The organism is Sphingomonas sp. P3_C5 (assembly GCF_056402635.1).
This window is the reverse complement of the sequence record NZ_JBFUHA010000003.1, coordinates 451,050-469,700: the sequence shown is the minus strand read 5'-3', so window position 1 is coordinate 469,700 and position 18,651 is coordinate 451,050. Positions and strand designations below refer to the sequence as shown.

13 protein-coding genes are annotated in these 18,651 nt (G+C 63.1%); 6 read left to right on the top strand and 7 right to left on the bottom strand.

Annotated elements, in window-relative coordinates:
- Positions 1–124: 124 nt before the first annotated feature.
- From AC1DVS_RS11225 to AC1DVS_RS11205, 5 genes are all read left to right on the top strand, one after another.
- Positions 125–2,830, top strand: coding sequence for a TonB-dependent receptor plug domain-containing protein (locus AC1DVS_RS11225; protein ID WP_478022961.1), 2,706 nt, complete (start codon positions 125–127; stop codon positions 2,828–2,830).
- A gap of 72 nt (positions 2,831–2,902) precedes the next feature.
- Positions 2,903–3,397 (top strand): Rid family hydrolase, encoded by a 495-nt coding sequence (locus AC1DVS_RS11220; protein ID WP_478022959.1) that lies wholly within the window; start codon positions 2,903–2,905, stop codon positions 3,395–3,397.
- A gap of 249 nt (positions 3,398–3,646) precedes the next feature.
- Positions 3,647–4,027: a c-type cytochrome gene (locus tag AC1DVS_RS11215; RefSeq protein ID WP_478022957.1), complete on the top strand. Its 381-nt coding sequence runs from the start codon at positions 3,647–3,649 to the stop codon at positions 4,025–4,027.
- Positions 4,028–4,150: 123 nt separating this feature from the next.
- Positions 4,151–5,293, top strand: a complete 1,143-nt coding sequence (locus tag AC1DVS_RS11210) for an efflux RND transporter periplasmic adaptor subunit (protein WP_478022955.1) — start codon at positions 4,151–4,153, stop codon at positions 5,291–5,293.
- Positions 5,290–8,424 (top strand): efflux RND transporter permease subunit, encoded by a 3,135-nt coding sequence (locus AC1DVS_RS11205; RefSeq protein ID WP_478022953.1) that lies wholly within the window; start codon positions 5,290–5,292, stop codon positions 8,422–8,424. The genes AC1DVS_RS11210 and AC1DVS_RS11205 overlap by 4 nt, the downstream gene beginning before the upstream one ends.
- A 110-nt stretch (positions 8,425–8,534) precedes the next feature.
- On the opposite strand, the gene AC1DVS_RS11200 is transcribed toward AC1DVS_RS11205, so the two are convergent.
- From AC1DVS_RS11200 to AC1DVS_RS11170, 7 genes are all read right to left on the bottom strand, one after another.
- Positions 8,535–8,900: a UrcA family protein gene (locus AC1DVS_RS11200; protein ID WP_478022951.1), complete on the bottom strand. Its 366-nt coding sequence runs from the start codon at positions 8,898–8,900 to the stop codon at positions 8,535–8,537.
- A gap of 401 nt (positions 8,901–9,301) precedes the next feature.
- The gene (locus AC1DVS_RS11195; RefSeq protein ID WP_478022949.1) at positions 9,302–10,150 is read right to left on the bottom strand and encodes a fumarylacetoacetate hydrolase family protein; all 849 of its coding nucleotides are present in this window, start codon (positions 10,148–10,150) and stop codon (positions 9,302–9,304) included.
- Position 10,151: 1 nt separating this feature from the next.
- Positions 10,152–11,324, bottom strand: coding sequence for an L-lactate dehydrogenase (locus AC1DVS_RS11190; RefSeq protein WP_478022947.1), 1,173 nt, complete (start codon positions 11,322–11,324; stop codon positions 10,152–10,154).
- A gap of 2 nt (positions 11,325–11,326) precedes the next feature.
- Positions 11,327–12,058 carry an SDR family oxidoreductase gene (locus tag AC1DVS_RS11185; RefSeq protein WP_478022945.1) on the bottom strand — a complete coding sequence of 244 codons (732 nt, stop codon included), beginning with the start codon at positions 12,056–12,058 and terminating at the stop codon, positions 11,327–11,329.
- 115 nt (positions 12,059–12,173) lie between these two features.
- Positions 12,174–13,457: an MFS transporter gene (locus AC1DVS_RS11180; RefSeq protein ID WP_478022943.1), complete on the bottom strand. Its 1,284-nt coding sequence runs from the start codon at positions 13,455–13,457 to the stop codon at positions 12,174–12,176.
- On the bottom strand, positions 13,454–14,563 hold the full coding sequence (locus AC1DVS_RS11175) for an enolase C-terminal domain-like protein (protein WP_478022941.1): 1,110 nt from the start codon (positions 14,561–14,563) through the stop codon (positions 13,454–13,456). Before AC1DVS_RS11175 ends, AC1DVS_RS11180 begins: the two co-directional genes overlap by 4 nt.
- A 206-nt stretch (positions 14,564–14,769) precedes the next feature.
- Entirely contained in the window at positions 14,770–17,589 is a 2,820-nt protein-coding gene (locus tag AC1DVS_RS11170) for a TonB-dependent receptor (protein ID WP_478022939.1), read from the bottom strand.
- Positions 17,590–17,879: 290 nt separating this feature from the next.
- Between AC1DVS_RS11170 and AC1DVS_RS11165 the strand changes: the two genes are divergently transcribed.
- Positions 17,880–18,635 carry a GntR family transcriptional regulator gene (locus AC1DVS_RS11165; RefSeq protein WP_478022937.1) on the top strand — a complete coding sequence of 252 codons (756 nt, stop codon included), beginning with the start codon at positions 17,880–17,882 and terminating at the stop codon, positions 18,633–18,635.
- Positions 18,636–18,651: the final 16 nt, after the last annotated feature.

Below are 18,651 nucleotides of genomic sequence, written 5' to 3'. Positions count from 1 at the left end.
CACATTGGTGAACCCCATCGCCGCGAGAAAAAGAAGGCCGAGACCGCGATGTAACGATCGCTCAGACCAAAGGCCCTGAATCGAACAAGGGAGGCATGCGGAAAAATCAACCGGGGGGAATCCAATGTTACGCGTCGCCAAGATTACCTGCTTTACGCTCCTCGCTTCCACCGCGCTGTCCACAGCGCACGCTCAGACGGTGGAACCAGCCGCCCAGACCACTGATGCCGCGCCCAGTGGCGACATCATCGTCACCGGCACGCGCGCCGTCGGCACCAAGGCGGCAGATAGTGCCGCGCCGATCCAGGTTCTTGACGACTCGGCGCTGGTCCATGTCGGCCAGCCTAACCTCAACCAGGCGCTGACCCAGTTGGTGCCCTCCTTCACGGCGCAGACCCAGGGCACCGACATGGCGAGCTTCTCGCTCAGCGCCCGACTGCGCGGCGTCAGCCCCAATCACACGCTGGTGCTGGTCAACGGCAAGCGCCGGCACGGTAATTCCATTCTCCAGGTCATCAACGGCGCCTTTGGTGGTTCAGCGGCGCCCAGCATCGACCTCGTCCCGCCGGACGCGGTGGGGCATATCGAAATCCTGCAGGACGGCGCCGCCGCCCAATATGGCTCGGACGCGATCGCCGGCGTCATCAACATCATCCTCAAGAGCAACACGTCGGGCGTGTCGGCCAAGGGCACGATCGGTGAATATGGCGATGGCGAGGGCCGCACCTACAGCGCCAGCGGCAATTTCGGCCTGCCGATCGGCGAGAGCGGCTTCCTCAGCGTGACGCTGTTCCAGCGCAGCAACACCTACACCACTGTCGGCGAGGGCCAGTTCACCGCAGTCAATCTGAACGGCTCGACCAACACCTCGGTGTCGGCGGCTTTCAAGCCGGTCTACGACGCGCTCAACGCACGCAATGGCACCGCGAACATCAATGGCGGCCAGCCCAAGTCGAAGCTCTATGTGGGCTCGTACAACGCCGGTTATGATTTCGGCGGAGTCGAACTCTACTCCTTCGGCGACATTTCCTACCGTCACGGCGACGCCCTGCAGGGTTATCGCCCACCGAATCGTGTATGCGCCTCCTTCAAGGACCCGATAACCAACACCTCGGTGCCGTCCGCGCCTGAATACTGCCTGGCATCCACCGTCGCGAACGGCATGGTGCCGCATATCGAGGTCAAGCAGGACGAATTCTCGTTCACCAATGGTGTGAGAGGTGAATCCAGCGGTTGGCACTGGGATTTGTCAGCTACCTATGCCGAAGACAAGTCGAAAATCTATACGACGGGCTCGGCGAACGCCTCGCTTTTTTCGGACACCTTCAAGGCCGCGTACAGCGCGGCGCGCCTGGCGGGTGCCACCGTCCCCGCAGCGGTCATTGCGGGTCAAGCGGGCGCGTTTACCCCGACCGATTTCTATGACGGCTCGTTCAAGTTCACCCAGTTCGTCGGTACGCTTGACGTCCGCAAGGAAGTCGAGGTCGGTTTCTCGGAGCCGCTGACGTTTGCGTTCGGCGGTGAATATCGCAAGGAAACCTATGCGATCACCGCGGGTGATGCGGGTTCTCGCTATTTCGAAGGGGGCCAGTCCTTCCCCGGCTACACACCAAGCGACGCCAGCAACCTGAAGCGCAATGCCGAGTCGGGCTACGTCGATCTCATCGCCAAGCCGGTGGACGGCTGGCAGGTCGACCTTGCCGGCCGGTTCGAACACTATAGCGACTTCGGCAATACGGTGATCGGCAAAGTCACGACGCGTTATGATTTCAGCCCGGCCTTCGCGCTTCGTGCGACCGCAAGCACTGGCTTCCGTGCCCCGGCTTTGGCGGAATCGGGCTACTCGTCAACCAATGTCGGCCCGACCAGCGCGACGCTCCAGCTCGCGCCGAGCTCGCCGGGCTCGGCGGCAGCCGGCTTCGGCGCACTTAAACCTGAAAAGTCGACCAACTTCTCGGCTGGCATCGTTTTGCGTCCGGCGCGCAGGCTGGTCGTGACGCTCGATGGCTACTACATCAAGATCAAGGATCGCATCGTTTCCTCGGGCACCATCACTGGGCAGGATGCGGTTCCACCCCCAGGGGACGCGGTCAAGCGGACCAACATCATCAACGGCGTCACCGCCTATCAGCTCGTCCAGGACGCGATCGCGGCGAGCGGCAAGAATCTCGATCCCACGGTCGTGAAATCGGGCTCGCTCGCCATTCAGACCTTCACCAACGGCATCGATACGCGCACGGTGGGCATCGAACTGTCGGCGCGCTATCCGGTCGATCTGAGCTTCGGCAAACTCGATCTGACGCTCGGCGCCAATTACAATGACACCAAGGTGACCAAGAGCCGTCTCGGCGCGCTGTTCAATCTCCAGTCCGAAGCGATCATCGAGCTGGCCAGCCCCAAGTTCAAGAGCGTGTTTGGGGCGCTGTTCACCAGCGGCGGCTTCAGCGCCAACGCGCGTGCCACCTATTACAGCAAGACGACGGCACTGGTTACGCCCAACGCCTTTTCGACCACCGTTCGGCCGATCAAGGGCGATGGCACGCCAGGCTATTATGAGGGTATCGTGAAGCCTGCGGTGATCGTCGATCTCGAATTGAGCTATGACCTCACAAAGTTCATGAACGTCGCGATCGGCGCGAACAATCTGTTCAACAAGACCCCGGAAATTCCACCGCTGGTCGCCGACTATAATTCGGCCTCGCCCGCAGCAGGCTGGCTGGCTGGCCGTTCACCCTACATCAACGGCGGCTCGATCAACGCGCCGTACGGCCATGGACCATATGGCAGCAATGGCGGGTATTACTACGCTCGCGTCAGTTTCAACTTCTGATCTAGCGGGCGGCGAGCAACGGTTCGCCGCCCTTTTTCATAAAATCAATTCGCATTTGAAGGAGACGGATCAATGAAATTCAAGCTCATGCTTGGCGCCGCTATGGTGCTGCTCGCGACCGGCGCCCAGGCGAAGGACAAAGCGCCCAAACCGAAGATCGAACGCGCCGTCGCCAGCCCCACCGCGGTCATTTCCAGCAACGTCTCGATCCCGCCCGGCAGCCGCATCATTTATCTTTCCGGTTCGACCGCCTCGCCGGTCGATCCGGCCAAGCCAGAGGAATTCGGCGACACCAAAGCGCAAACGCTGAGCATCCTGACCAAGATGAAGGCGAGCCTCGAAGCCATGGGCCTCGGTATGGGCGACATAGTCAAGATGAACGTCTTCCTGGTATCCCCGACACCGGGCGGGCACATGGACTCGCCAGCCATGAACGAGGTGTTCAAGACCTTCTTCGGCACGCCCGAACAGCCCAATCGCCCGGCCCGCACCACCGTTCAGGTCGCCGCGCTTGGCCGGGCCACCACTCTGGTCGAGATCGAGGCGGTTGTCGCCAAGGCTCCCTAGCGAAGCGGTCAACAGTCGGGCGTCGCAGGCGACGCCCGACTGCTGCGCCACCTGGACCGAGGAAACAGGTGCGCAACAATATCAGAATCTCGCCGCCATGGACGGCCGGATCGGCCTCGCCGGCGAGCCTGCTCCTGTTCCGGACGCTGGATTGGGCGCGCGTTCCTGTCGTCGATCCACGCGATCGCGCACCCACACCAGAGCGCTCGGCGGATTGGCGACATGCACACAAAGAATGAAGGACGCCCGATGAAAACTTTGCGGTACCTGAGCATGCTGCCCGCGGTCGCGCTCGCGGCAGCCAGTCCCGCCGTCGCGCAAGGCGATGCGAAGAAGGGCAAGCTGGTCTTCGCCCAATGCGCGGTCTGCCACAAGATCGACAAGGCGGGAGGCAACGGGATCGGTCCCAATCTCTTCGGGGTCGTGGGGCGTCCATCGGGCAGCGCCCCGGGCTTTTCCTATTCACCGGCGCTGAGCAAGCTCAAGATAACCTGGACCGTGGAAAAGCTCGACGGATTCCTGACCCATCCGGCTGGTGCGGTACCGGGTACTCGCATGCCTTTCGCGGGCATCAAGGATCCCGCCAGCCGGCAGAACCTGATCGCCTATCTCATCGCGGCGGCCCGCTAGAGCATCGTGCGAAAAAGTGGGTACCGGTTTTTCGCAAAAACGATGCGACAACAAACAACTAGAGCAGGCGGTGCGCGTCAGATTTTACGCAGCCTGCTCTAGAAAAACAGGACCTGATCTTCAATGACGGCGTCCCACATTCTGCTGACCGGGGGTTCCGGTCGTCGCGAGATCCTTCGTCCACTGCCTTCGCGCGGCGACGCCGCAAGCCCATGGCGGGCCGCTGTCCGGACGATCGTGCTGATGCTGGCACTGTCGTCAGTATCGGCCTGCACCCGCCAGGGTGGCGATGGAGCGAAAAAGCGCCCACCGCCGCTGGTCGGTGCCGCCCCCGCCCTGTCGCATGTCTTCAGCGAGGATATCGAGACGATCGGCACCGCCCGCGCCAATGAGCAGGTGACGCTTGCCGCCAACGTCACTGAACGGGTGGACCGCCTCCTGTTCGACGACGGCATGGTCGTCCGGCGCGGACAATTGCTGGCGGTGCTGTCGCACAGCCAGGAACAGGCCTCGCTTGCCGGCGCGGAGGCCAGTGAGGTGCAGGCGCGCGCGCAGCTGAACCGCGTCGAGCGACTGAGCGAACTGGGATTTGTCACCCGGTCCATGCTTGACCAGCAAACCGCCACGCTCGGCAAGGCGCGCGCTGATGCGACATCGATTCGTGCTCAGATCAACGACCGGATGATCCGTGCTCCCTTCTCGGGCAGTGTTTCATTGCGGACGATGTCCGAAGGTTCAATCGTTACCAGCGGCACGCCGATCGTCACCATCAGCGACCTGTCCCGCATCAAGCTCGATTTCACCGTGCCGGAGACGAAGCTGAAGGCGCTGCGTACCGGCCAGACCATCAAGGCCGTCGCCGCCGCCTTTCCCGATGCTCCCCTCACCGGCACCATCTCGGTCATCGATCCGGTCATCGATCTGCAGAGCCGCGCCGCCATGGTCCGCGCCATTCTCCCCAATCCCGGCGGCAGGATCAAACCCGGCATGTTGCTCACCGTGCGGATCGAAACTGGTCAGCGGACTGGCTCAGCGGTCCCGGAAATCGCAATCGTGAGCGAAGGGGCGGACCGCTATGTCTTTGTCGTCGGCCCGGACGGCAAGGCGAAGCGGATCGTTGTTCAGACAGGTCTGCGCGACAACGGCCTTGTCGAGGTCGGCGGCCTACCCCAGGCGGCCCGGGTGATAACCGAGGGTGTCGTCAAGGTGACGGACGGCATGAAGGTGCGTCTCGCCGGCGGTAAGCGCAAACCGGCTGCGTCGTGATCCTGTCCGATCTTTCGATTCGCCGCCCGGTCGTCGCGGCGGTCATGGCGCTCCTGCTCACCATCGTCGGTGTCGTCGGTTTCCTGCGTCTGTCCGTCCGCGAATATCCCGATACGGATCCTCCAGTCGTTTCGGTGCAGACACTCTATACCGGCGCGAGCGCAAGCGTTGTGGAAAGCCGGATCACCCAGCCGCTGGAAGACCGGCTGGCTGGTGTCGAGGGGATCGAGACGATCAGTTCGACCTCCACCGACGGGCGATCCGACATCACGATCGAGTTCCGGCCCGGTCGCGACGTTGATTCCGCGGCCAATGACGTGCGCGACCGCGTCGCCGCGGGTGCGTCGCAACGGCCACCCGACGCCTTTCCACCCGAGGTGCGCAAGGTCGACTCCGACGCCCAGCCGATCATGTTCTTCGCGGTTCTCGCGCCCGACTGGGACAGCACCCGGCTTGGCGATTATGTCAATCGCGTGATTATCGACCGGTTGTCGACGATTGACGGCGTGGCGCAGATCCAGCCGCTAGGCCTCGCCCGACCTGCGATGCGGGTGTGGCTGAACACCAGCCGGCTTGCTGCCTTTCGCCTCACGCCCAAGGACATTGAATCGGCGCTGCGCAGCCAGAATGTGGAACTGCCGGCTGGGCGGATCGAGGCCAGGCAGCAAAATCTGTCCTTGCGCGTACAGCGCGGCTTTACCACTCCGGCTGATTTCAGGACACTCGTGGTCGGCCGCGGCCCCGATGGCTATCTGGTCCGGCTGGGCGATGTGGCGCGGGTCGAGGAGGGACCTGAAAATCCCTACACGCTCTACCGTTACAACGGGCAGAACGGGGTCGGCCTGGGGATCGTCCGGCAATCGGGTGCGAATACGCTCGCTGTCGCGCAGGCGGCCAAGGCGATGATGGCCGACCTCTCCAAAGAGCTGCCGCCCGGCGTGACCATCCAGATGGGCGGAGACAGTTCGCTCTTTATCGATGAGGCGATCAAGGGGGTCTGGCATACGCTGATCGAGGCGGCGCTGCTGGTCACGGCGGTGATTTACCTCTTCCTGGGCAGCGGGCGCGCGACCCTGATCCCGGCCGTAACAGTCCCGATTTGCCTGCTCGCGACCTGCGCGGTGCTGTGGGCGATGGGATATTCGATCAACCTGCTGACCCTGCTGGCACTGGTTCTGGCGATCGGGCTCGTTGTCGACGATGCGATCGTCGTCCTTGAAAATATCTATCATCGCATCGAGCAAGGTGAGGCACCGCTCTATGCCGCTTATGCCGGCACGCGTCAGGTGGGTTTCGCGGTGATCGCGACGACGCTGGTGGTCTGCGCCGTGTTCGTGCCGGTGATGTTCCTCTCCGGTCAGACGGGCCTGCTGTTTCGGGAACTGGCCGTGGCGTTGATCGCGGCGCTGGCGATCTCCGGCGTGCTTGCCCTCAGCCTCGCGCCCATGCTGTGCTCCAAGCTTCTGAAGCATTCGGAACGCGGCGGTCTGACCGGCAGGATCGATCGCCTGATGGATAGCTGCGAATCCGGCTATGGGCGTTCGCTCAACTGGTCGCTGCGCCGGCCACTTCCGGTCATCCTCGGGATTGCCGTGTTCCTCGCCTTTTCCGCCTGGGTGTTTACCAGCCTCGACGCCGAGCTTGTGCCACCAGAGGATACGGGTGTGTTTCAGATCCGCATCAATGCGCCGGAAGGGACCGGCTTCGCGCAGCTCGATCGCTATACCAAACAGGTCGAAGACATGGTTGCGCCGATGATCGGCAAAGGCGCCGTGCGGGGCACGAATTCCCGTGTTCCCGGCACCCCCGGCGTTTCCGAAGACTTCGACACCTCCAATGTCTCGGTGTTCCTGCGCCCCTGGGACGAGCGCAAGCTGAGTTCTCAGGATGTCGCCAAACGCGTCAATGCGAAGCTTCTCGACATCGCCGCGGTCAGGGGGAATGCCACAGTAAATTCCCGGCTGAGCCGGGGCCGGGGACAGCCGGTCAATTTCGTTATCGCCGGCTCCAGCTATGAGGGCCTTGCCCGGGCTCGGGACAGGCTGCTGGCGGCCGCGCGCGACAATCCCGGCCTGGTGAACGTCGATGCCGACTATGTGGAAAGCAAGCCGCAGTTGCTGATCGACGTCGATCGGCAGCGCGCCGGCGACCTGGGTGTTTCCGTCGACGATGTCAGCCAGGCGCTGCAGACGATGATGGGGTCCCGCCGCGCGTCGACCTATGTGCGCGACGGCGAGGAATATTACGTCGTCCTGCAGGCCGAAGCTGATAACCGCGACACTGAGGCGAGCCTGTCGACCGTCTATGTGCGATCGCGTGGCGGAGGGCTGATTCCGCTGTCGAGCGTGGTTCATGTGCGAGAAACGGCGACCGCGCAGGCACTCGGCCGTTTCAACAAGATGCGGGCCATCACGCTGCAGGGCGGCCTCGCGCCGGGCTATTCGCTGGGCCGGGCGCTCGCTTTTCTGGACGACAAGGCGCGTACCATGCCGGAAATCCAGGCGACAGGCTATCGCGGCGAGAGCCAGGCCTTCAAGCAGACCGGCGGATCGATCTGGCTTGCATTCGGGCTTACGATCCTGGTCATCTACCTTCTGCTCGCGGCTCAGTTTGAAAGCTTCATCCATCCGGCCGTGATCATCTCGGCAGTGCCGCTTGCCGTGGCAGGGGGTGCGCTGGGGTTGGCGCTGACCGGCACGAGCATCAATCTGTTCAGCCAGATTGGCATTGTGATGCTGGTCGGGCTTGCCGCCAAGAACGGCATCCTGATTGTCGAATATGCCAATCAGCTGCGGGACGAGGGGATCGCGCTGGAGGCGGCGATCCGGCAGGCGGCGGGGCGGCGGCTCCGTCCGATCCTGATGACCTCGATTGCGACCGTGGCGGGGGCGGTTCCCCTCGCGTTCAGCCATGGCGCCGGTGCCGGCGCGCGCTCGGCGATCGGCGTCGTCATCGTGTTTGGCGTGACCATCGCCACCGGGGTCACGCTCTATATCGTGCCGCTGCTCTATCGCTGGCTGGCGCCGTACACATCCTCTCCGCAATCGGTCGGGCGGCTGTTGCAGACGCTGATCCACGCCCGTCCCGCGGCCCCCGCAGCTATGGCCGAAGTCATGACCGAAATCGCGTGACGCGGATACGACAACGCCGGGGTGCATGGTGCACCCCGGCGTTGTTATCGCGACAGGCTGTCCCGTTCACCACCGCGCGCGCCAATGGCCTTTGCGGTGGCGAGCGCGGATCAGTTGCTGGCGAGGCTTTGGGACCCGCCTCGACGCGCGAGCGAGTATAATGTCGCGGTAGCATTGGCACCCATTTCCCGGCGGCACTGCCAGTCCGGCGACAGGTCGGCATTGATCCGGTTGCCGGGATTGCAGGCGGTTTCGATCGCTTTGGTAAGGCGCGCGCGCAGCCGCTCGAGGTTCTGAGGATTGCGGAGGTCGAGACCGGCAGTGGACACGCGAAGCTCGATAGGTTCGCGGGAGTGTTGTGCCGGCGCCAGCACGTTAATTTCAACATTGCCCACGTCCTGGGCCGTTGCGGCCATCGCGACGGAGGGTGCGGCAAGCGCACACGCCACCGCAAGTGCGGCGTTGAGGGTTTTCATGACATTCTCTCCTGTATTCCTACGGACATTATTTTGCATTTTTGTTGCTGTCAGGCCGTGCCGAAATTGCCTCCCGGTCGCGCTCCTGCAAAGCATCGTTCTCGATGCTCAACCGCTATTTAGTCCGCTGCAAGGCAGTCAACAAGTGTAACCCTGCCCTCGAGCCCCTGTCCGCGAGAAGATCACCGCCGAGGATCAGTGTGGCGCGCTCTACGCGATGGTATCCGCTACTCCCACGCGATTGTTCAAATTGGCTGTAACTAGCTTAGTTATATGTACAAAATGTCAAATAACCCATTCCGCTCTTGCGACAATAACTTAAGCCGGGTCTTTCGTTCAATTCGATGCTGAAAAGTACCGACTGCAAACCATTTTTCGACAGGATACCTCGCGGCGCCGACTTACGCCGCATCCCGGCATTCCTGTTGCTGTTCGCCCAGTCCGCCGATGCCAAGCCGGACGGTGTCGCCGGGTTTGAGATACCAGGGGGCGGGTTTCTGGCCGAGACCGACGCCCGGCGGAGTGCCCGTCGTGATGATGTCGCCCGGCTCGAGCATCATGAAGCGGGAGCAATAGGCTACAATCTCTGCAACGGTGAAGATCATCGTCGCAGTGCTGCCGTTCTGGACGCGTTTGCCGTTCACATCGAGCCAGAGCGACAGTCTTTGCGGGTCGCCAATCTCGTCGGCGGTGACAAGCCAAGGCCCGACGGGGCCAAATGTCGGAAAGCCCTTCCCCTTGTCCCATGTGGGTCCCCGCTCCTGCTGCCAATGGCGTTCGGAGACGTCGTTGACGACGCAATAGCCGGCAACATGGGCGAGCGCATCGGTCTCGGCGATGTCATGGGCATGCGCGCCGATGACGACGCCGAGCTCAACCTCCCAGTCGGTCTTTTTCGAGCCGCGCGGGATGATGATCGGGTCGTTTGCGCCTTGCAGGCAGTTCACCCATTTGTTGAACACCACAGGCTCGGCCGGGATGGGCAAGTTCGATTCAGCGGCATGGTCGGCATAGTTGAGGCCGATGGCGACGAATTTGCGGGTGCCTGCGACGGGCACGCCGTAGCGCGACCTTTCGGGCGCCAGCGGCAGACTTTCGATGGCGACCCCACGCAATCGCGCGAGACCTTCCGCAGAAAGAGCCTCGGGGCCGATATCGGTCACCACTGACGACAGATCACGGATCGCGCCGTTGGCATCGACGATGCCGGGTTTTTCCTGTCCGACCGGGCCGTAGCGGCAGAGTTTCATCTCATCGGGTCCTTTCCAAGGCGGTAAATTGGGGCTGCGCGAGCACCGATCGGTCGATCGCCGCGATCGAGGAACAGCCGGCGAGCGACATCACGACCCTGAGTTCCCGGGCCAGCATCGCAAGCAGCTGATCGACGCCCGCTTCTCCGCCTGCGGCGAGCGCCCAGAGCCATGCGCGGCCAAGCAACACGCCCTGCGCGCCAAGCGCCAGCATCCGCAGGACGTCCAATCCGGAGCGCACGCCGCCATCGGCCAATATGGTCAGCCGATCGCCGACCGCATCGGCAATTGCGGGCAGTGCTCTGGCTACGGAAAGCACGCCGTCAAGCTGACGGCCGCCATGGTTCGACACGACAATCCCTTCAGCTCCATAGTCGGCGGCCTCCCGCGCATCGATCGGATCCAGGATACCCTTCACGACAAGTGGCCCGTCCCATGCCGCGCGTAGCCAGTCGAGGTCCTTCCAGCGGATGCCGGGATCGAAATTGTCGGCCATCCACGCGATATAGTCGTCCATGCCGCTGTCGGCGCCGAGGACCGGGACGAGGTTGCCGAGCTGGTGCGGCCGGCCAAGAAGGCCGACATCCCAGGCCCAGCCCAGCTTGCCCAGTGCCTGCAGCGCGCGGCGCATGGGACCGCGCGGTCCCGACATGCCGGAGCGGAGATCGCGGTGGCGGATACCGGGCGTCGGCATGTCGACGGTGAAGACAAGCGTCTCCACGCCTTTCTCCTTCGCGAGCGCAAGCAGCTCCAGCATGAACCCGCGGTCGCGGATCACATAGAGCTGAAACCAGAGCGGCACATCCGGCGCGGCACGCCGCACTTCGCCAAGCGAGCAGATGCCGACTGTGGAAAGCGTGAATGGAACCTGATGCCGCGTGGCGGCGCGCGCGGCCTGCGCCTCTCCGCGCCGACGGAACATGCCGCCGATACCGATCGGGCCAAGCGCGACCGGTAACGGCCGATCCCGTCCAAACCAGCTGGTCGAAAGATCGATCTCGGCAACGTCCCGAAGCACACGTTGCCGGACGATCACCTCCGCCAGGTCGGCACGGTTGCTCCTCATCGTCTGTTCGTCGAGCGCGCCACCGTCCGCATAGTCGAACAGAAAGCGCGGCAATCGACGCCGGGCGACCTCGCGGAAATCATCAATCGCAGCAATCGTGGCTGGCATGGTCAGGCCATCGTCCACCCGCCGTCGATCGCGACAGCCGTGCCGGTCGTATAGGCACTCTCGTCGCTCGCGAGGTACAGAGCGAGCAGGGCTACTTCCTCGGCACTGCCGATCCGCCCCATCGGTTGGCGCGCGATGAAGGCGGTCCGGGCTTCAGCAGCATTCCCCGTCGCTGCCAGCCTGTCGTCGAGCGACGGCGATTGAACGGTCCCCGGGCAGATCGCATTGCAGCGGATGCCGTCCCCCACGAAATCGAGCGCGATCGATCGGGTCAGCCCGACCACCGCGCCCTTGGACGCGCAGTAGGCGAGGCGATTGGGCACGCCGATCATCGCGCCCGCCACCGAGGCGATGTTGACGATCGAGCCACGACCAGCCGCGATCATCGCCGGCAGCACAGCCTGCGTCATGCGGATCGTGGCGCGTACGTTCAGGTCGAACGACAGGTCGAGCCCATGATCGGTCGTGGCGAGGAGGTTGCCAGCATCGACATAGCCTGCGCAGTTCACCAATATATCGAGCGTTCCCGCCGCTCCGCCTGCGGCGGCGACAGCGGCAGGGTCGAGCAGATCGACCACGCGCGTCTCGCACTGATCGAGGGTCGCGAGCGCATCAGCCTGGATGTCGAGCGCGATCACGGCGGCGCCCTCGCGGACGAACAACTCGGCGATCGAGCGACCGATCCCTTGGGCGGCGCCCGTGACGAGCACCTTCTTGTTTGCGAGACGTGGCATTTCCATGGTTCCTGGACGGGCGGTTAGGAGTGATCGCTCTGACAATTGCCTGCCTGGCTTCAGGCCAATTCGAAGCGTTCGACGGCGCCGTTGCAGTGCCGGGCCGTGTGCCTTGTCATCGCACTGAGCGGATGGGCAGCACCAGCGCCGCCCCGAACACGACGATGATCGCCGCGAGGATGAACAGCAGGGGATAATTGTTGCCCGTGAGGCTCAGCAATAACGCCGCCAGGGCCGGGCTGAGAATTTGCGGAATGTTGATCGCGGTGGTCAGGATGCCGAGATCCTTGCCCGTCGCGTCTTCGCCTGCGGGCCGCGGCGGAAGCACACGCGTCATGAGCGCGAGATCGACCGACATGAAGGCGCCGTAGCCGAGCCCGATCAGCACGGCATAGCCGAACATGCCGGGGATGTTGCGTGAGACCAGCGGCGCGACCACGGCCAGCGCCATGATGACGCCGGCGATGAAAACGAGCGGCTTCAGCCGTCCGATCCGGTCCGAAAGCCATCCGGACAACAGGCTGGATATGATGAGCGCCACCAGCGTGACCGACGACATGCGCGCGATCATGGCATTGGCATCGGCCTGGCTGAGGCCGATATGATCCTCCAGTATGTAGAGCAGATAGGTCAGAATGGCCTGGTAGCCCATGTAGATCGAGAAGCGCCCGAAAAAGGCCCAGGCGAAATCGGGATGCTGGCGCGGGCTGATCCAGAATCCGCGCAGGAACGATCCCAGGTCGAAGGGCGGTGGTTTGCCGAAGCTGGCCGGGAGCGGAGGTTCGGGGTTAAGCAGGACGAACAGCGTGCAGGCGAACATGACCCCGCCGCCGAGTATCGCATAGGCGAGGAACAGGTGAGCCGCGAGCAACCCGCCAAAGATTGTCCCCGCGGACAGGCCCGAGGTCATCGTCGCCCCGACCACACCCGACACCATGCCGCGCTCGTCCGGCTGAAACCTGTCAGCGACGACAGCGGTGATCGGCGGCAGCATGCAGTTGAGAGTAATGGTTGCCAGCACCCAGAACGCGGTGACGCCGGCGATGGTGCCGCCATGCGGGATCAGAATCGTCGCAATGCCGCCTGCCAGGCCTCCTCCGAGGATCCAGGGAGTACGCCTTCCGAACCGGCTGCGGGTACGGTCGGAAAGTGCACCGGAGACAGGGGTTATGGTCGTGCTGAAGACCGAGGTGATCGCGAACACGATCCCGAGCGTGGTGGTTTTGTTGACCGGGTCCATGTCCTGGATCTGGTTGGGCAGCAACACGCCCAGGATCGCCGCGAACAAGGCGAAGAGAACGAAAAACACCAGGCCCAGGCTCACCACCAGCACCCATTTCCGCGTGCCCTGGATTGGGGCGGCCGCCCCGGCGGCGATGGGCTGTGCGGCGGGCGTCACGCCGCGATCCCGGTACGTGCCGGCAACGCGCCGGAGGTCGCGCGAGCCCCGGCGCTCAGCGTCAGCCCGTGACCCGGCGCTTCGCGTCCGTAAATGAGGCCATCGGCCATGACAAAGGGTTCGTCCACGAGGTGATCGAAGTTCTGGAAGCTGTATTCGAGCCACCGGACGCCAGGCAGCGCGAGCGCCATGTTTACGCCGACTTCAAGGAACGTGTTGCCCAGCGTCACCTCCACATTGGCTTCGTCGGCCAGCCAGCCGGCACGCATGACATCCGATACCTGGCCGTGCACGTTGAGCATGTCGCACGCGCGAGCCTCGAGGAGCTTCCGCTTGCCGGTCAGGTCCAGATACTCGCCAGCGTTGATCCTGCTGAGGCCGAGATGGCGAAGCATCCTCAAACCGTCGAAGTCTTCGCGGGGAATCGGATCCTCGAGCCAGTAGATCGAATGGCCGGCACGTTCGAACAGGCGGAGCGCCTGGATCGTCTCCTGCGCAGTCCAGGCCTCGTTCGCATCGATCATGACGGGCCCTTCACCGCCCGTAACCTGGCGAAGCAGGTCAAGCCGGTGCAGGTCGCGCTGCACGTCGGGATGCCCGACCTTGATCTTATATCCTCGAAAGCCGCGGTCGCGCGCATTGCCGAAGAGCTCGCTGAAGTCGTGATCGGACAGGTGAAAATCGAGGCCGCTGGCATAAACCGGAACGGAGTTTCGTTCCGCCCCGAGCATCTGCCACAGGGGCAGCCCCGCCTGCTTCGCGTGCAGGTCCCAGACCGCGTGCTGGATCGACTCCTCGAAGGGAAAGCTCAGGCGCCGCACATTGCCGCCGCGGACTCGCCGAACCGCCAGCGCCAGCGACGCGGGGTGGCGGCCTTCGAGAGTCGGCCACACTTCGGAAGCGAAGATCCGCTCGATTTCGGCCTGGGTGGGAAGCGCCACGAAGAGTGATTGCGCGAAACCGAGACCGACATTGCCATCGGCGTCGATCAGTTCGAGCGCGACCAGTTGCGTGGTCTTCGCTTGCACCTGGGAATCGCCGATCGTCCGGTCGCGGTCGAACGCCAGCTGCGTAAGGCGGTACTCGACAATTCGCGACGCCGACATTTTACGCCCTTTCTGAGATATCAACTGAGTGACCTACTATTCGAATACTGACAAGCCGGCCCTTGATGGGTTGACCGGGGGCTCAGGAGGAGCCCGCCGCCGAGCCTCGGGTGGATCGGCGGCGATGGCGCGGTTGGACAGATCGAGCCCGGCGGAGTGGAACGAGGCGCGGTGCATCCGGAGCAATGGGGCGGCGCTGGCCTGTCTCAGAACCTCACCCGAGCGCCTGCGCTGAAGCGCCGCCCTACCCGCCGATATTCCTGCGTGTTCCCGACGACGTTCGCATAGTGGAACTCGTCCGAGTTGGTCAGGTTCGTTGCGTCGGCCGTGAGGATGAAGTTCTTCGTCAGGGAGACCTGAATGCCGGCGTCGAGCTGGCCATAGCTGTCGCTGAACTCCGGCACGCCAGTCTGCGTTTGCGGCGCCACGAGATAGCGATCACGCCACGTATAGGAGGCGCGCAACTGGAGCGGGCCCTTCTCGTAAAATCCTACCACCGTGTAGGAATTCTTGGACAGGCCCTGCAGCGAATAGTGCGTCGTTGCCTTGGCGGCGTTGGCGTAGTCCGCGTCGCTGTCGGTATACGTATAACTCAGCTGGGTTCCCAGGCCGTCCAGGAAACTGGGCAGGAATTTGAAGACGGTGCGGTAGTTGAGCTCGATACCCTTCACGCTCGCCCCCTTGCCGTTGACCGGCTGGTCGATGATGAAAGTGACCTGATCGACTTGCTGGGTGCTGACCCCGCGGGTGATGAACGAGTCGATCGACTTGTAGAAGAAGGTCGCCGACAGCAGCGAGTCGGGGCTGTAATACCATTCGAGCCCCATTTCCGCCTGAGATGCCCTGAATGGCAGCAGATTGGGATTGCCGTGCGAGATGCGCTCGTTTCCAGGGTTGCTGGTGATGCTTTGCGCTGACGAAAGGTCGGTCAGGGTCGGGCGCGAGATGACGCGGGATGCGGCGGCGCGGAGGATCAGCTTGGGCGTCAGGTTGAGGCGGGCGTTTATCGACGGCAATATGTCGGTATAATGTCCGTTGAAGCTGATCGCCGTCAGGGGCGACAGAACAATGACGTTCTGGCCGGTGCCATTGGGCTTCGCGCTCAGGATCGTCTGGCCGAAGCCGCTCGAGGTGAAGTGCGTGTCTTCGATCCGTGCGCCGGCGTTGATCGCAAGCGGCATGCCTCCCAGGTCGCCTTTGAACTCGAACATCAGGTAGCCGAGCGCGACCTTCTCGCTGACTGAGGAACTGGCGGCGGGATCGACTACGATCGGTAACAGGCTGCCGCTGTGCAGAGCGGGATTGGCGGTGCTGTTCAGGCCGACCATGGCCTGGAAAAGCTTGTCCGCGTCGTAATCAACCCAGTCAGCGGTATTGCCGCCCGCGGCGCCATTGAAGAAGTTGAAATTCGTCGGCGTGAACAGGCTTGAGGGCAGCACTACATCGCTGCCGCAATAGGCGCAGGCATTCGGCTCCGTGAAGCCGGTGGTCTTCTTGGTCCGCGACGAATAGCCCACGCCGCCATAGGCAGAAATCTGGTCGCCAGCCCATGAGCCGTCGAGATGACCTTCCTTGATCGTGTCGTCGAAATTCTGCGCCTCCGCCTGCATATAGTGCGCGAGCCGATGGTTCACGTCGGTCGCGACATTGGCGTAACCAGGATTGCTGACGTCGAACCGGGCGATCGGTGACCCGGTGCGACGGTCATAGCTATAATCGATATGTTTCAGGCGGACGGTCGTGAACAAGCCGCCAGGATCACGGAGCTGGGCGCGCGACATGTCCAGGTCGAGGGCGAGCGTGAACGGCCCGTTCGACCATTTGGCGTTGAATCCGGCAACATAGGTGGTGGATTTCGCTGGCCGGTTCTCGACGATCTCGTCGACTGTGCCATCGTGGAAGCTCTCCGACATCGCCGTGCCGCCGACATGCACCGTTCGGTTCTGGCCTGCAACGAGCTCCGTCGCGTCGGCGCCGCCAACCACGACCTGGTTGACCAGCGTGCCGCTGCTGAAATCCGGAACGATGCCCGATCCGTGATAATGCTCGTCGTCGCTGGACAGCAATCCGTCCACGGTGAGGACGAGATTATCGGTCGGCTTGTATTGGATGGTGCCGTCGACGCCCCATCGCTTGCGGTGCGAGAATTCCACCTGGTTCACGAAGTTGTGATACATGTCGACGTTGCGGAAAAGCGCGACCTTGCTGGTGTCGACGCGCGGAGCGCAGGTGCCGGCGGTCACGCTGCCGACGCATGGGCCGCCCGCGGTGGAGGAGACGGAGCCGTAATAGCCATCGTCGAAGCTGCGCGGGTAGGAGCTCGCGCCGACGAAGAAATTGTCGGTCCGCTCATTCCTTTCGTCATAGGAAACCACGAACGAGGCGCCCAGCTGGCCCGAAGCGCTCTTCCACGTCATATAGGCGGCGCCCGAAGGCGTCGTGTTCCTGCCGAGTTCGTCATAATTTGCGCGCAATGACCCGCCGCCGAAGAAGCCGGTCCGCTGCTCCAGCGGGCGCAGCGTGTGGATGTCGATCGTCGCGCCAATGCTGGCGCCGTTCAGGTTGGCCTGTGGGCTCTTGAACACGTTGGCGCCGGCGATCAGCTCGGAGGGCAGCACGTCGAAGTTGAATTCACGGCCGGCACCGTCAGTGGCAATCACGCGCCCGTTCACCGTCACCGTGTTGAACTGAGGTCCCAGGCCCCGCACGGTGACGCCGTTGCCGACGCCGCGATTGTGATCGATGGTGATGCCGGGCACCCGCTGCAGGGACTCCGCGACATTCTGATCCGGCATTTTGCCGAGATCTTCGCTCGCGATCGCATCAACCGAGTTGATCGCGTTCCGCTTGATATCGATCGAGTGTCGTTGGCTGGCGCGGATGCCGGTGACGATGATTTCTTCCGAGGCGGCGCTGTCAGCTGTCTCCGAGCCGCTTGGAGCGACCTGTGCCTGAGCCCCGGAGACGAGTGAAAACGCGACGACTGCTATCGCAGTGGTGCCGTACGGGCGTGCCGAACCGACCATTATCCCTCTCCCTGATTCTCGTTGCGATATTCCAATATGCATGTTTTAAGATATGAGCAATCCCATTGTAGATTTCTATTGGAGCGAAATGCAGCGCATTCACCGAGCGAGCCCGGGCGCGGACGGGCTTTTTGGCAGATCGAGCGCCTCACGCTGGTCTCGGAACGTGCGCACATGAAGGTGTCAGCAAAGGCTTTGGCGGCAGGCCGCACGAGGCGACCGGCCGTTCGCCGCTGGCGTAACCTGGCCGCTCGCACTATGTTCATATTTCAGATTACGCTCACTCGCTCGTGAGCGTCACCGAAGACAAAAGGGAGAATTTCTTCATGCGGCTGGCGTCCGGCAAGGCTGCGAAGGGTCGCCCAAAGCTGAAAGGTGTAGCGCTGACCGAGGTTGAGGATGAGGCAAGCCTGGCCGACAAGGCCTATGCCGCGATCCTCAAAGGGCTGTTCGACAAATCCATTCCTTCAGGCGCCGAGCTTTCGCAGACCGACCTCGTCAACCTTCTCGGCACCACCGTCCAGCCGTTGCGCGACGCGCTGCGACGGCTGAAGGCGGAAGGCCTTGTCACAATTCATGCCCGGTCCTGTATCCGCTTCGTCCGGGCAGATCTCGAACTCTCCCGGTCCACATATCAATTTCGGTCCCTGATCGAGCGGGCTGGCGCGCGCACGCTGGCGGAATCGGGGAACGCCAGTGAAATCAAGACTTTAGTGGATGATCACATGGCACTCCTCGCCAAACTCGAGTCTGGCGCTTGGGATCCCGAGGTGGAAAGGGAGCTCGATGAACTGGAGGAACGCCTCCACGGCGCGCTCATATCCGCCTTGCGCAACGAGTTGATCGCCGCCACCGCCAGCCGCCTGAAAAACTATGTAACGCTGGTGCGACTGGACTGGCTCACGACCAGGCCGCTGGCGATCCGCACGATCCGCGAGCACATCGAAATACTGAATGCCTGCGCAGCCCGCGATGCCGATGCCGCCGAAGCTGCTCTCGTGTCGCACTTCCAGCTGGCCCTGAACAGATTGATTGGAATGGGTTAGGCCGTGGGCCGTAGCT

Coding starts and splice junctions, on each gene's coding strand:
- AC1DVS_RS11225 (WP_478022961.1), top strand. CDS start 125: ATGTTACGCGTCGCCAAGATTACCTGCTTTACGCTCCTCGCTTCCACC.
- AC1DVS_RS11220 (WP_478022959.1), top strand. CDS start 2,903: ATGAAATTCAAGCTCATGCTTGGCGCCGCTATGGTGCTGCTCGCGACC.
- AC1DVS_RS11215 (WP_478022957.1), top strand. CDS start 3,647: ATGAAAACTTTGCGGTACCTGAGCATGCTGCCCGCGGTCGCGCTCGCG.
- AC1DVS_RS11210 (WP_478022955.1), top strand. CDS start 4,151: ATGACGGCGTCCCACATTCTGCTGACCGGGGGTTCCGGTCGTCGCGAG.
- AC1DVS_RS11200 (WP_478022951.1), bottom strand. CDS start 8,900: ATGAAAACCCTCAACGCCGCACTTGCGGTGGCGTGTGCGCTTGCCGCA.
- AC1DVS_RS11195 (WP_478022949.1), bottom strand. CDS start 10,150: ATGAAACTCTGCCGCTACGGCCCGGTCGGACAGGAAAAACCCGGCATC.
- AC1DVS_RS11190 (WP_478022947.1), bottom strand. CDS start 11,324: ATGCCAGCCACGATTGCTGCGATTGATGATTTCCGCGAGGTCGCCCGG.
- AC1DVS_RS11185 (WP_478022945.1), bottom strand. CDS start 12,058: ATGCCACGTCTCGCAAACAAGAAGGTGCTCGTCACGGGCGCCGCCCAA.
- AC1DVS_RS11175 (WP_478022941.1), bottom strand. CDS start 14,563: ATGTCGGCGTCGCGAATTGTCGAGTACCGCCTTACGCAGCTGGCGTTC.
- AC1DVS_RS11170 (WP_478022939.1), bottom strand. CDS start 17,589: ATGGTCGGTTCGGCACGCCCGTACGGCACCACTGCGATAGCAGTCGTC.